The following is a 13,336-nucleotide window of genomic DNA, read 5'->3' on the forward strand; positions in this document are numbered from 1 at the left end:
GGTTTGAGAGCCGCCGGCAGGGCCATGGACCTTGGCATGGAGCAGAGACCGCGAGTCGTGGTGGTGGGGGCGGGGCGCGCGCCACGGGCAGCGGGATGGCGGCGAACCCAGGGAGCCGGCAGTAGCCGGTGCGTGAAATGGGGCAGCGGCGGAGTGGGCGGAGACCTAGGCTGGCGGGCATGGATCCGGTCAGCGCCGCACGTGCCCTCGTCGAGGACATGTTCCCGGGAGCCCTGTACGCCTTCGTCGGCGGGAGCGCCCTCACCGAGCACCGCACCAGCACCTCCGACCTCGACGTCGTGGTGGTGCTCGACGGTCTGCCCACCCCGTATCGCGAGTCACTGCGGTGGCGCGAGTGGCCCGTCGAGCTGTTCGTGCACAGTGAGACCAGCCTTAACGCCTACCTCGACAAGGACTTCGACAGGCGCCAGCCGAGCCTGGCCCGCATGTGCGCCGAGGGCGCGGTGCTGACCGACCGGACGAGCGGCCGGGCCAGCGACCTCCAGGCGGCGCTGAGCGAGCGCCTGGCGGCCGGACCGGGCGGTCTGACGAGCTCACAGGCCGAACAGGCCAGATACGCCCTGTCGGACCTCCTGGACGACCTGTCGGGAGCCACGGATCCGGGCGAGCAGACGTTCGTCCGCTGGCAGGTGGTGCAGGAGACGGCCAGGATGGCGCTCGGCCTGGGGCGCAGGTGGCAGGGGAGCGGGAAGTGGCTGCTGCGCGAGCTGCGCGCACACGACCCGGAGCTGGCCGAGAAACTGCTCGCCGCCCACGATGACTCCGTACGGCTGACCGGCGTCGCCTCGGACGTGCTGGAACGCGCTGGAGGGCGCCTCTGGGAGGGTTACCGGGCCGAGGGTGACCCGTTCCACCTGCCGCTCCGTCACGTGCCCTCAGGGGAGCTCTCGGGCGAGACGGCGCAGAGCTCCGGCATGCGCCGGCTGGCCGCGATCAGCGGCGCCACCGCCGGGTCCTCGCGGCTGTGGATGGGCCAGACCCACGTCGCCCCCGCCACCCGCTCGTCCGACCACCACCACGGGGCCTCGGAGACGGCCATCTACGTGGTCAGCGGCACGCCGTCGTTCGTGTTCCTGGAGGACGACCGGGAGGTGCGGCTGGACACGAAGCCCGGCGACTACATCTTCGTCCCGCCGTATGTGCCTCATCGCGAGGAGAATCCCGACTCGTCCCAGGAGGCCGTGGTCGTCATCGCCCGCAGCACGCAGGAGGCCATCGTGGTCAACCTCCCCGACCTCCGCCCCCGCTGACTCCGCCCTGCCCACCGACGCCCCGCCTCTTGTGGGGGCCTCCGCTGGGCGGCAACCTGCCTACGGCGCATCCGCCTGGCACGACAGGCCCCAAACGCCCCGAGAGCGCGCCCCGCCCGCGCACCACCCTGGCCGCTCGGCGCGCAGACGCCGCCCTGGCCGCTCGGCGCGCAGACACGCGGGGTGGGTCAGCCGCCCGCGCCGCTGACCCGGTAGACGTCGAACACGCCCTGGATGCTGCGCACGGCCTTGAGCACGTGTCCCAGGTGCTTCGGGTCCCCCATCTCGAACGTGAACTTGCTGATCGCCACCCGGTCCCGCGACGTCGTCACGGACGCGCTCAGGATGTTCACGTGCTGGTCGGACAGCGTACGCGTGACGTCCGACAGCAGCCGCGGCCGATCCAGCGCCTCCACCTGGATCGCCACCAGGAACACGCTGTCGTCACTGGGCGACCAGCTGACCTCGACCAGCCGGTCCGGCTGCGACTTGAGCTGCTGCACGTTGGTGCAGTCGGCCCGGTGCACCGACACCCCGTGCCCTCGAGTCACGAACCCGACGATCTCGTCACCGGGCACCGGGGTGCAGCACTTCGACAGGCGTACCCACACGTCGGCGTCGCCCGCCACGACCACGCCCGCGCCGCCGCCGCGGGGACGGCCGCGGAGCCGGGTGGGCAGGGAGGTCTCGGCGATGTCCTCCTCGGCGCTGTCGACGCCGCCGATCGAGGCCACGAGCTTCTGCACGACGGCCTGGGCGGCGATGTGCCCCTCCCCCACGGCCGCGTAGAGCGCGGACACATCGGGATAGCGCAGGTCGCGGGCGAGCGCGAGCAGCGCCTCGCCGGACATCAGCCGCTGCAGCGGCAGGCCCTGCTTGCGCATGGCCCGCCCGATGGCCTCCTTGCCCGCCTCGATCGCGGTCTCGCGGCGCTCCTTGGAGAACCACTGCCGGATCTTGTTGCGGGCCCGGCCCGACTTGACGAACTTCAGCCAGTCGCGCGAAGGACCGGCGTCGGGCGACTTGGAGGTGAAGATCTCGACCGTGTCGCCGTTGCCGAGCCGCGACTCCAGCGGCACCAGCCGCCCGTTGACCCGGGCGCCGATGCAGCGGTGGCCCACCTCGGTGTGCACGGCGTAGGCGAAGTCGACCGGCGTGGCCCCTTCGGGCAGCGCGATGACCTGCCCCTTCGGGGTGAACACGTAGACCTCGGAGACCGACAGGTCGAAGCGCAGCGACTCCAGGAACTCGCCCGGGTCGGAGGTCTCCTTCTGCCAGTCGAGGAGCTGGCGCAGCCAGGCCATGTCGCTGCCCGGCTTGACCTTGCCCGTGGGGCCGGGCGTGCCGACCTCCTCTTTGTACTTCCAGTGGGCGGCCACGCCGTATTCGGCCCTGTGGTGCATGGCGTGGGTGCGGATCTGCAGCTCCACCGGCTTGCCCTCGGGACCGATCACCGTCGTGTGCAGCGACTGGTACATGTTGAACTTGGGCATCGCTATGTAGTCTTTGAACCGCCCCGGCACCGGGTTCCACCGGGCGTGGATGGTGCCGAGCGCCGCGTAGCAGTCGCGCACGCTGTCGACCAGCACGCGGATGCCCACCAGGTCGTAGATGTCGTCGAACGCCACGTCGCGGGCGATCATCTTCTGGTAGACCGAGTAGTAGTGCTTCGGCCGGCCCTTGACCACGGCGCGGATCTTGGCCTCGCGCAGGTCGCCGGAGACCTTCTCGATGACCTCCTGCAGGAACAGGTCGCGGCGCGGCGCGCGCTCCGACACCATGCGGGCGATCTCGTCGTAGCGCTTGGGGTAGAGCATGGCGAAGGCGAGGTCTTCGAGCTCCCACTTGATCGTGTTCATGCCCAGGCGGTGGGCCAGCGGGGCGAAGATCTCGAGGGTCTCGCGGGACTTCTGGTGGCGCTTGTGCTCGGGCAGATAGCGCATGGTGCGCATGTTGTGGAGCCGGTCGGCGAGCTTGATGATCAGTACGCGGATGTCGCGCGACATGGCGACGACCATCTTGCGCACGGTCTCGGCCTGGGCGGCGTCGCCGAACTTCACCTTGTCCAGCTTGGTCACGCCGTCGACCAGGGACCCGATGGTGTCGCCGAAGTCGCCGCGCAGCTCGTCGAGGCTGTAGGCGGTGTCCTCCACCGTGTCGTGCAGCAGCGCGGCGCACAGGGTCTCGTCGTCGGTGCCGAGCTCGGCCAGGATCGTGGCCACGGCCAGCGGGTGCGTGATGTACGGGTCGCCGGACTTCCGCTTCTGGTCGCGGTGGTGGTAGGCGGCGACATCGTAGGCACGCTCGATCACGCGCAGATCAGCCTTGGGGTGGGTGGCGCGGACCGTACGGAACAACGGCTCCAGCACCGGATTCATGGCCCCACCCCCAAACCGCCTTCGACGCGCCGGAACGCCGGGCGCATCGGCATTGCCGGCGTCGGTTACGTCGGGCGCGACCACATCACGGGGCACACAGACTCCTCACGCAATGGCTCCTCACGTTCGAGTCCAGGTTCCCCAGTGTATCCAGGCGGCGAACCTGGACCGTCGCGGGCGGGCTCAGACGATCACGAGGGAGTGCAACTCCACTCCCGGCAGACGCTCACGTCCCTTGAGAAAGGCCAGCTCCATCAGCACGGCGATGCCGACGACCTCGGCTCCGGCCCTCTTCACCAGATCCACGGCCGCCCTCGCGGTGCCGCCCGTGGCCAGCACGTCGTCGACCACGAGAACGCGGTCGCCGGGCGTGAAGGCGTCACGGTGGACTTCGATGGTGGCGGAGCCGTACTCCAGATCGTAGGACTCTTCAAGAGTCGCGGCAGGCAGTTTTCCCTTCTTGCGCACGGGCACGAACCCGGCCGCCGCCCGGTACGCCACCGGGGCCGCGAGGATGAACCCGCGCGCCTCGATCCCAACGATCTTGTCCACCTGGCGGAGCCCGGCCAGTTCGTCCACCACGGCCGCCATGGCGACCGGGTCGGCCAGCAACGGGGTGATGTCCTTGAACAGCACGCCCGGCTTGGGGTAGTCGGGCACGTCCCTGATCTTGTCCAGGATCATCGTGCTGAGCTCGGTCATGGCATTTCCTCGCAATTCTCCACCGGCGGTGTGCCGGGCTCCATGATGGTGCATTCCGCCCGCACAGAACGACGCCCCCGGCCCGTGAAGGCCGAGGGCGTCGTACGTGTGCGGCTCTGGTTACCCCTTGGCTACCGCTGCGTTTTTGGAGCCCTTCGACCCCTTACCACCTCCTGTGGAGGCGAGCCTCCTGGCGATGGCCTGGTACTTCGGCTCCCGCTCCTTCAGGGTCACCAGCAGCGGCGTGGCGACACACAGCGAGGAGTACGTGCCGACGATCATGCCGACGAACAGCGCCAGCGACAGGTCCTTCAGCGTGCCCGCGCCGAGCAGCGTGGTGCCGATGAACAGGATCGCCGCCACCGGCAGGATCGCGACCAGCGAGGTGTTCAGTGACCGGATCAGCGTGTGGTTGAGCGCGTTGTTGGCCGCCATCGAGTACGTCTGCTTCGACGTGTGGCCCAGCTTGGCCGTGACCTCCTTGATCATGTCGAACACCACGACCGCGTCGTAGAGCGAGTAACCGAGGATGGTCAGGAAGCCCAGCAGCGTGGCCGGCGTGACCTCGAAGCCCGACCAGGCGTAGATGCCGGCCGTGATGACGAGGTCGTGGATGAGCGCGACGATCGCCGCCAAGGCCATCTTCGGCTCGAACGCCATCGACAGATACAGGATGATCGCCAGCATGAACACGCCCAGGCCGATCCAGGCCTTCTGGGAGACCTCACCGCCCCAGGACGCGCCGATCGACTGGACGCTGACCTGGCTGGTGGGGACGTTGAAGTCCTTGGCGAGGGCGCCCTGCACCTGGTTGAGGGTGCCCTCCTGGAGGGTCTCGGTGGTGACCCTCCAGCCGTCGCCGGCCGTCTGCACGATCGGCTGGTGCACGCCCTCCGCGACGAACTCCTCGCGGACCTGCTCGATGGTGGCGGTCGGCGCCTTGAAGGAGAAGACCGTGCCGCCCCTGAACTCCACGCCCAGGTTGAGACCGTTGATCAGCAGCCCGGCCAGGGAGATGATCAGCAGGAAGCCGGACAGGCTGTACCACAGCTTCCAGCGGCCGACGAAGTCGACGTTGATCTCGCCGCGATAGAGGCGACGCGCGAGTCCCATCTCAGGCCTCCTGCGGAGTGGTCGGGCGGCCGGACGAGCCGACCTCGCTCATGCGCTCGGCGTCGAGGCCGGACAGCGGGTGCCCCTTGGCGAAGAACTTCAGCCTCGCCAGCACGGCGATGAACGGCTTCGTGAACAGGAACACCACCACGATGTCGATCAGAGTGGTCAGGCCCATCGCGAACGCGAACCCGGCCACACCTCCCACCGCCAGGAAGTACAGCACGATCGCGGCGATGAACATGACGGCGTCGGCGATCAGGATCGTACGCCGGGCACGGACCCAGGCCACCTCGACGGCCGCGCGGAGCGACCGGCGGCCCTCCTTCATCTCGTCTCGTATTCGTTCGAAATACACGATGAACGAGTCGGCGGTGATGCCGATCGAGACCACAAGGCCGATGATGTGCGGCAGCGACAGCCGGAACCCGGCGTTGTGGCCGAGCACGACCACCGCCGTGTACGTCAGGATCGTGGCGACCGCGAGGCTCAGCACCGCCACGATGCCGAGGCCCCGGTAGTAGAGCATCGAGTAGACGACCACGAGCGCGAGGCCGATGATGCCCGCGATCAGGCCGCCCTGGAGCTGGTCCTGGCCCAGGGTGGAGGAGACCGTCTCGATCGAGCTGCGCTTGAACTTCAGCGGCAGCGCGCCGAACTTCAGCTGATCGGCCAGCTGGGTGGCGCTGGTCTGGTCGAAACCGCCGGTGATCTCGGCACGGCCGCCGGGGATCGGGCTGATGATGTTGGGGGCGGTGATGACGACGCCGTCGAGCACGACCGCGACCTTGTTACGCGGCTCCTGGGCGTTGTAGGCGGTCTGGGTGAGCTTGGCCCACTCGCCCGCGCCCTGGCTCTTGAAGTCGAGCTGGACGAGCCACTCGACGGTGCCCTGGCGGACGCCCGACGACGCCGAGGCGATGTCGGTGCCGACGACCTTGGCGACGTCGAGCACGTACTTGTAGCTGCCGTCGGCATCGCAGGCGGCGAACTGCTTCTTCGGGTCGTCCTGGACGCCCTGGCCGCGGTTGGCCGGGTTGGCGCAGTCGAGCTTGTTGAACTGGGCCAGCACCGCGGGGTCGACGCCCTGGGTGTTGATGCCCTGGTCCTGCGCGGGCGGCGTGCTGGCCTGGGCGGTGGGGGACGCCGTCGGCGTGGCCTTGGCGTTCTGGCCCTTCTTCGGCTGCTTCTGGGGGTTCTCCGTCGCCGACGGCTGCGCGCTCGCCGAGGCGCTGGGCGCCTCCGCCGACGCGGTGGGGGTCGGCGCGGTCAGCGCGGACGACAGCGCCTTGCCCGTCGGGGACGTGCTGGGCTTGGGCGTAGTGGCCTGGGAGGTGCTGGACTTACCGGACTTACCGGACTTCGGCGTGGCGGACGGGCTCGCCGAGCCCGACGAGGTCGGCGTCGGCGCGTTGGTGGCCAGGTCCTGCGGCACCTGGGTGGCCGCCATGGCGAGCACCTGGCGGAAGCGCATCTCCGCAGTGGTCGAGACCAGCTTGAGGGCCTCGCTCTGTCCGACGCCCGGGATCGAGATGATGATGTTGCTGCCGGACTTGGCGACCTCCGCGTCGGAGATGCCGTTGCCGTTGACTCGGTCGCGGATGATGCTGACCGCTCGGTCGAGGATCTCCTCAGGCGGTGCCGCGTTGTTGAGAGTCACGGGGGACAGAGTCATCGTCGTGCCGCCGGCGAGGTCGAGTCCCAGCTTCGGCGTGAACGCCTTCTGCAGGAACATCGTCCCGCCCAGGGCGAGGATGAGCGCCAGCAACACCAGGAGCGTACGCCCCGGTCGGCTGTGGCGGCTGGTCGGTCGGGCCACTGGTCGTCAGTTCTTTCGGGTAGAGGTTTGTGGCAGAGCTTAGTCAGGACTGCTTCGTGCTGGAGTCCTGCCCGCCTTCGCGCTCCGCGGTGGCTTCGGACTCGTTCTTGCCCTCCTCGCCGGTCTCGGCCTCGTCATCTGCGGACTCGTCGGCCGCGGGGGCGTCCCCGGGCGTGACGACGCGGCCGATCGCGGCCTTAACCCAGCGGGTCTCGATCCCTGGCGCCACCTCGAGGACCACGTCCTCATTCTCCACCGCGACCACGGTGCCGAACAGACCGGTCGTGGTCATGACCCGGGCGCCGGGCGTCAAGGAGTTCTGCATCTGGGCCGCCTCTTGCTGGCGCTTGCGCTGAGGGCGGATCAGCAGGAAGTAGAACACCACCACCAGAAGAATCAGCGGCAGGATGCTTCCGAGTTGTCCCATGTCCATAAGGGGCGACCTTCCATAGTCGTACAAGAAGTTGACACCGGCCTCGCGCCGGAAATTCCGTGCGTTGCTTCGGGCCGCGCCGCTCAGCCCGTCAGCCTACACAGCCAGCCAAGCCACGGAGTGTAGGCGCTTGTTGCGAAACGCGGCAACGAGGCAGCGTTTCGGCGCGCGGGGAAGTTCCCAATTTGAAACGGTTGCAACCGTTCTGTGATCAGTCGAAAAGGGATGCTCCGAACGCGTCGGGGGGCGGGGTCATGCCGAGATGGCTCCAGGCGGCGGCGGTCGCAACCCGGCCGCGCGGGGTCCTGGCCAGCAGTCCCTGGCGTACGAGGAAGGGCTCGGCCACCACTTCGACGGTCTCCGGCTCCTCCCCCACGGCGACGGCAAGCGTGGACAGCCCGACCGGGCCGCCGCCGAACTTCTTCAGCAGCACGCCCAGAACCGCCCGGTCGAGCCGGTCGAGCCCTTCGGCGTCGACCTCGTACAGGTTGAGCGCCGCCGAGGCGATTTCCCGGTTTATCACCCCATCGGCCCTTACGTCCGCAAAATCCCGCACCCGCCTGAGCAGCCGATTCGCGATTCGAGGCGTCCCCCTGGACCGCTTGGCGATTTCACACGCGCCGTCCTCCGGCAGCCCGACGCCGAGCAGCTTGGCCGACCGGTAAAGCACCTGCTCGAGCTCGCCGACCTCGTAGAAATCCATGTGCGCGGTGAACCCGAACCGGTCGCGCAACGGCGCCGGCAGCAGCCCGGCGCGGGTGGTGGCGCCGACGAGCGTGAACGGCGCGATGTCCAGCGGGATCGCCGTGGCACCCGGTCCCTTGCCGACGACGATGTCGACCCTGAAGTCCTCCATGGCGAGATAGAGCATCTCTTCGGCGGGCCTGGCCATCCGGTGGATCTCGTCGATGAACAGCACCTCGCCCTCGGCGAGCGTGGAGAGGATGGCGGCGAGATCCCCGGCCCTCTCGAGCGCGGGCCCGGAGGTGATCCTGAGCGGGGCGTTGAGCTCCGCGGCAATGATCATGGCCAACGTGGTCTTACCCAGCCCCGGCGACCCGTTCATCAGCACGTGATCGGGCGGCCGCTGCCGGCGCAACGCACTCTCGAGCACGAGGGAGAGCTGCTCACGCACGCGGCTCTGACCGATGAACTCGCTCAGCCGCTTGGGCCTGAGCGCCGCCTCGATCTGCAGCTCATCGCCCCCGGCATCGGGCGACACGAGCTCCCGCTCAAACTCCACGCCCCCACCTCCTCCAGGCAGCTCCCCCACCGACACCCCACGACCCGACCACGGCACCCCTCACCACTCCACCGCGATGAGACGCGGTGGAGCGCAGCACGGCGCAATGCGTGCGGCAGCCGGCCACGAAGCCATACGAACGCCGCAGCACCGCGCCGCATCGGCGGGATGTCGTGCGGCGAGGCCCGGCGCAATGCGAACGGCGCCGAGCCGGGGCACGGTGACAGTCCAACGTCTCGCTCGTAACGGCGGGCAGCCCGTGAGCCTTCACGACCGGCCATGACAGACGGAGACCAGCGTCGGCGCGTGCGGTTACGTTGGCCCTGCCGTAACGGATGAGCGCGGGAAGAGCGTCGGCGCGTGCGTTTACGCTGGCCCCGCCGTAACGGATGGACCCGGGAAGAGCGGCCCCACCGGGAGAGAAAGGGGCGCTCATCGAAGGCTCAGGGATTGGAGTGCGGCCTTCAGGAGTGCGGCGACCTGGGGCTGACGGCCCGCGGCCAGGTCGGCGTCGGCGCGCCGCTCCACCGTGGCGACGGCCTCGTCGGCGTCCTTGCTGGAGTAGCCCAGCCCCACCAGACCCGAGTGGACCTGATCGCGCCACGCCGCCGCCCGCCGCGCCCCGTTGAGCGCGGCGTTGACGGCCTCCTCGGGGGTGCCGAGCCGGTCCTTCAGCTCCAGCACGATCCGTTGTGCCCCCTTCTGCCCGATCCCCGGCACCTGTGTGAGCGCCTTGAGGTCGGCGCTGGCCATGGCGACGCGCAGCGCGTTGGGCGTGTGCACAGCGAGCATCGCCAGCGCCAGCTTGGGCCCGACCCCGCTGGCCATCTGCAGGAGCTCGAACACGGCCCGCTCGTCGTCGCTGGCGAACCCGTAGAGGGTGAGCGACTCCTCCCGCACCACCAGCGACGTGGCCAGGCGCGCTTCCTCGCCGATCCGGAGTGTGGCGAGCGTGCCGGGTGTGCAGTGGGTGAGGATGCCGACGCCGCCAACCTCGATCACGGCTCCGTCGGGAGCGATAGCCGTCACCTTTCCCGACACTGACGCGATCACAGCCCACCATCCTTCCACGCCGCCACGGCCGACGCGCCACCGACAAGGCTCACAGCCTGACATCCTCCCGCACGACCACGTACGACACACCGTGGGTGGCGCTCGGCGACGTGCCTCCCTCGCACCCGTGACCCGCGTTGCGCCTCGTCCACCGCCTGTGGCTGGAACACATGACGGCGCAGGCAGGGGATCACGGTCTGGGGTCCTTTCGGGTGGCCCGGGCGAGGGCCTCCGCGAGGCGGTGCTGGGCGCCGCCGCGCCAGACGTGGCAGATTGCCAGGGCGAGGGCGTCGGCGGCGTCGGCGGGCTTGGGCATCTCCGTGAGGCGCAGCAGCCGCGTGACCATGGCGCCGATCTGCTTCTTGTCGGCCGTGCCGCTGCCGGTGATGGCCGCCTTGACCTCGGACGGCGTGTGCAGCGCCACCGGCAGCCCGCGCCTGGCCGCGCACAGGACGGCGATCCCGGCGGCCTGGGCGGTGCCCATGACGGTGCGTACGTTGTGCTGGCTGAAGACGCGCTCGACCGCCACCGCGTCGGGCCGTACGTCGTCGAGCCACTGCTCGATCCCGGCCTCGATGCCGACGAGCCGGGCGCCGAGCTCTTCGTCGGCTCCGGTGCGGACCACCCCGACGGCCACCAGCCGCAGCGGCGTGCCTGGACGCCCTTCCACGGCGCCCAGGCCGCACCGGGTCAGCCCCGGATCGACGCCCATCACCCGCACCGGCCCATCCTTCCCGCACTGCCGAACACCTGTTCGGCACGAGACTCTACCCCGGCAAAGGTGCCCACGCACCGAGAATCGCCCGTACACCCGGGGAATCGCCCGCGCGCCGCCCCCGGCCGTCGCGCGCCGGATCAGCGCACGGGGAATCAGCGCGCGGGCATCAACGCACGCGATCAGCGCACCGGATCAGAAGGAGTCCAGCATGTACGGCTTGGCGGCGAAGGCCGTGTCGAGGGCCTCGTCATACCGTTCGTCGCCCGACATGAGCCCGCACATCCGCAGCGTGGCCGTCGGAACCCCGGCATACAGCGCCGAGAACCCGTTCGCGCTGAACACGACCCCAGGCTCAGAGACCGCGGTGGCCGCGCAGGACCCGCCCGCGAACTCCAGCCGCCACGTCCCCCCGCCGGCCAGCGGATCGTCCACGGTGACCACGGCGTCGCAGGCGACGTACGCCGGATAGCCACGGCGTTCGACCGCGGCGGCCACGTTCAGCACCCTGAACATCCACCGCGCCTGCTTCACCTCGTCCTTGGACCGCTCGCGCAGCAGCCACAGCACCGGATCGTCCGGGGCCACGGAGGCGACGACGTTGTGCGCGATCGAGGAGGCGCTGCCCACCAGGGACCACAGTGCCCTGGTGGTCTCGCCGGACCCGGCGACGAGGTTCTCGACCTGGAGGTCGTCGCCGCGCCAGCTGTAGACGACGAAGCCGTCCTCGGCGAGGTAGAGGAAGTCGTCCTCGTTCTCGAGCCACAGGCTCCAGGTGGGTTCGTCCCAGGAGATGGGCCCGCTCGAGCGGGCGGCGGCGTGGACGCGATGGAGCACGGAGACGAGCTCGGCGGCGTCGCCCGGGCCCATCCTGCGCAGCTTGACCTGCCCGGACGGTCTGATCTGGCGCAGCGACTCGGCGGGGAGCGTCACGTTGTGCTGGGCTCCGGCGTGCTCGTAGCCGATCGAGCGGTAGATGGGCGTGGTCGCCGGGTAGAGGGCGGAGACCGCGTCGCCGAGCGCGGCGGCCCGTTCGACGACGGCCCGCATGAGCCGGGTGCCGAGGCCGCGGCCGCGGTCCTCGGGGTTGATGGTGACCCCCGCGATGCCCGCCATCGGCTGCGGCTTGCCGTGCCACCACTGCGTGAACTGGCGCAGCCGGGCGGCGCCGGCGAGCCTGGAGCCGTCGAACGCCCCCAGGTAGCGGCCCTCGCCGAGCGCCGGGAGCACCGACCGGCGCCACTTCTCGACGTCGCCCGCGGGGAGCGGACCGAACGAGCGCTTACGAACGTCGAGGACGTCGTCCAGGTCCTCAGGAGTCAGGTCGCGAATATCCACGAGCATCCAACTTATGCAGCAGGGGTACGCGGTCGCGAACCATTTGTCGTGATGGTGAGTCTGTCGAGGTAGAGCAGCTGGGCGGCCACGACCGCGATCAGCGCGACGGCGACGACGAGGAGCGGCGTGGCGGCGCCGACGTCCGGCGTGCGGACGGAGAAGCCGCCGAGCTGGAACACCTGCGCGACCGGCGAGGTGAACAGCGTGGGCTTCTGGGCGACCAGCAGCGGCCAGAGGAGGTCCTGGGCGTTCACCAGGGCGACGGCCCCCGCGAGGATGCCCGCCATGGGGAGCGACGGCAGGAAGACCCCGCTGAAGAAGTCCTTGCCGGAGCGCTCCGCCAGCCCCTTGCACAGCAGGGTGAGCACCAGCAGCGCGGGGACGCTGACCAGGAGAGGCGGGAAGAGGGCCAGGAAGGAGTCGATGAGGCCCATGTTGCGCATGGTCTGCCAGTTCGCGACGCCGAGCGGGCCAGGTCCGACGAACAGCCACGGCGCGAACACCAGCAGCAGCCACTCGCTCCCGCGCCCGAGCGGGCGCAGGCCGCCGATGCCGAGTGCGGCCAGGTAGGCGACGCCGACCGAGATGATCGCTCCGCCGACCGCGGGCACCCAGGTGTTCACCTGGGTGCGGAGGGCGCCCGCCTCGGTGTCGGGCGAGGCGAGCACGCCGTCGATCCACGGCCAGGCGAGCACCAGGGCGACGGCCACGAAGACGACCAGCGCCGTCACCCCGATGGCCACGCCTGCGGTGCGGGGCCTGCGCTCGGCGGGCGCCTCCCCCGCGCCTTCCGGCGTCACCGGTGTGACGCGCGGGGTCAGCGTGATGCTCAGCCGGGAGGCCGCCGCGATGATGGTCGCGACGATGCCCAGCACGCCGAGGATCACCCCTGTGAGGGTCGCTATGGACGCGCCAGGGCCGAACTCGGCCATCCTGAAGGCAAAGTCGTACTGGAGGCCCGCGAGCGTCTCTGTGGAGCGCTCAGGACCGCCCTTGGTGAGCACCAGCCCCATCGAGAACGCCTGGAGCCCGACGGCGAGCGCGCCGATCGCGAGCAGCACCCCCACGACGAGCATCGCACGCACCACGCCACCACCGCCGGGCCCACCGGCACCAAGGGGAAGAGTGCCGCCGCCAGGAACGGACCCACCGGACGGGACGGTGCCGTATGGGACGGAGCCGGGCGCGGCGGCGCCGTATGGCTGGGCGGGACCGGACGGGGCGGCACTGTATGAGCGGGCCGTGCCGGGCGCGACGGTGCCGTACGGGAC

At 70.0% G+C, this 13,336-nt stretch carries 11 protein-coding genes; 1 reads left to right on the plus strand and 10 read right to left on the minus strand.

Features of this window, described 5'->3' with window-relative positions:
* Positions 1–179: 179 nt before the first annotated feature.
* On the plus strand, positions 180–1,271 hold the full coding sequence (locus AB0J09_RS37770) for a cupin domain-containing protein (RefSeq protein ID WP_360701802.1): 1,092 nt from the start codon (positions 180–182) through the stop codon (positions 1,269–1,271).
* A 188-nt stretch (positions 1,272–1,459) separates the two neighbouring features.
* Here AB0J09_RS37770 and AB0J09_RS37775 read toward each other — a convergent pair whose 3' ends face one another.
* The 10 genes from AB0J09_RS37775 to AB0J09_RS37820 all read right to left on the minus strand — a co-directional run bounded on the left by AB0J09_RS37775 (position 1,460) and on the right by AB0J09_RS37820 (position 13,150).
* A complete protein-coding gene (locus AB0J09_RS37775) occupies positions 1,460–3,649 on the minus strand; it encodes a bifunctional (p)ppGpp synthetase/guanosine-3',5'-bis(diphosphate) 3'-pyrophosphohydrolase (RefSeq protein WP_360701803.1) in 2,190 nt (729 codons plus the stop codon).
* Positions 3,650–3,832: 183 nt separating this feature from the next.
* Positions 3,833–4,351 (minus strand): adenine phosphoribosyltransferase, encoded by a 519-nt coding sequence (locus AB0J09_RS37780; RefSeq protein WP_360701806.1) that lies wholly within the window; start codon positions 4,349–4,351, stop codon positions 3,833–3,835.
* 120 nt (positions 4,352–4,471) lie between these two features.
* Entirely contained in the window at positions 4,472–5,464 is a 993-nt protein-coding gene (gene secF / locus AB0J09_RS37785) for a protein translocase subunit SecF (protein WP_360701809.1), read from the minus strand.
* Position 5,465: 1 nt separating this feature from the next.
* A complete protein-coding gene (gene secD, locus AB0J09_RS37790) occupies positions 5,466–7,235 on the minus strand; it encodes a protein translocase subunit SecD (protein ID WP_360701826.1) in 1,770 nt (589 codons plus the stop codon).
* A 91-nt stretch (positions 7,236–7,326) separates the two neighbouring features.
* Positions 7,327–7,710: a preprotein translocase subunit YajC gene (yajC, locus tag AB0J09_RS37795; protein ID WP_360701811.1), complete on the minus strand. Its 384-nt coding sequence runs from the start codon at positions 7,708–7,710 to the stop codon at positions 7,327–7,329.
* A gap of 217 nt (positions 7,711–7,927) precedes the next feature.
* Positions 7,928–8,959, minus strand: coding sequence for a Holliday junction branch migration DNA helicase RuvB (gene ruvB, locus AB0J09_RS37800; RefSeq protein WP_360701814.1), 1,032 nt, complete (start codon positions 8,957–8,959; stop codon positions 7,928–7,930).
* Positions 8,960–9,391: 432 nt separating this feature from the next.
* The gene (gene ruvA / locus AB0J09_RS37805; RefSeq protein WP_360701817.1) at positions 9,392–10,012 is read right to left on the minus strand and encodes a Holliday junction branch migration protein RuvA; all 621 of its coding nucleotides are present in this window, start codon (positions 10,010–10,012) and stop codon (positions 9,392–9,394) included.
* A gap of 190 nt (positions 10,013–10,202) precedes the next feature.
* A complete protein-coding gene (ruvC, locus tag AB0J09_RS37810) occupies positions 10,203–10,733 on the minus strand; it encodes a crossover junction endodeoxyribonuclease RuvC (RefSeq protein ID WP_360701820.1) in 531 nt (176 codons plus the stop codon).
* A 189-nt stretch (positions 10,734–10,922) separates the two neighbouring features.
* On the minus strand, positions 10,923–12,065 hold the full coding sequence (locus AB0J09_RS37815; protein ID WP_360701822.1) for a GNAT family N-acetyltransferase: 1,143 nt from the start codon (positions 12,063–12,065) through the stop codon (positions 10,923–10,925).
* 11 nt (positions 12,066–12,076) lie between these two features.
* Positions 12,077–13,150, minus strand: a complete 1,074-nt coding sequence (locus AB0J09_RS37820) for a hypothetical protein (RefSeq protein WP_360701824.1) — start codon at positions 13,148–13,150, stop codon at positions 12,077–12,079.
* Between the last annotated feature and the right edge of the window lie 186 nt (positions 13,151–13,336).

The organism is Nonomuraea sp. NPDC049784 (assembly GCF_040659615.1).
In the GTDB taxonomy this organism is placed as follows: domain Bacteria; phylum Actinomycetota; class Actinomycetes; order Streptosporangiales; family Streptosporangiaceae; genus Nonomuraea.

Coding starts and splice junctions, on each gene's coding strand:
- AB0J09_RS37775 (WP_360701803.1), bottom strand. CDS start 3,649: ATGAATCCGGTGCTGGAGCCGTTGTTCCGTACGGTCCGCGCCACCCAC.
- secF (WP_360701809.1), bottom strand. CDS start 5,464: ATGGGACTCGCGCGTCGCCTCTATCGCGGCGAGATCAACGTCGACTTC.
- yajC (WP_360701811.1), bottom strand. CDS start 7,710: ATGGGACAACTCGGAAGCATCCTGCCGCTGATTCTTCTGGTGGTGGTG.
- AB0J09_RS37770 (WP_360701802.1), top strand. CDS start 180: ATGGATCCGGTCAGCGCCGCACGTGCCCTCGTCGAGGACATGTTCCCG.
- AB0J09_RS37780 (WP_360701806.1), bottom strand. CDS start 4,351: ATGACCGAGCTCAGCACGATGATCCTGGACAAGATCAGGGACGTGCCC.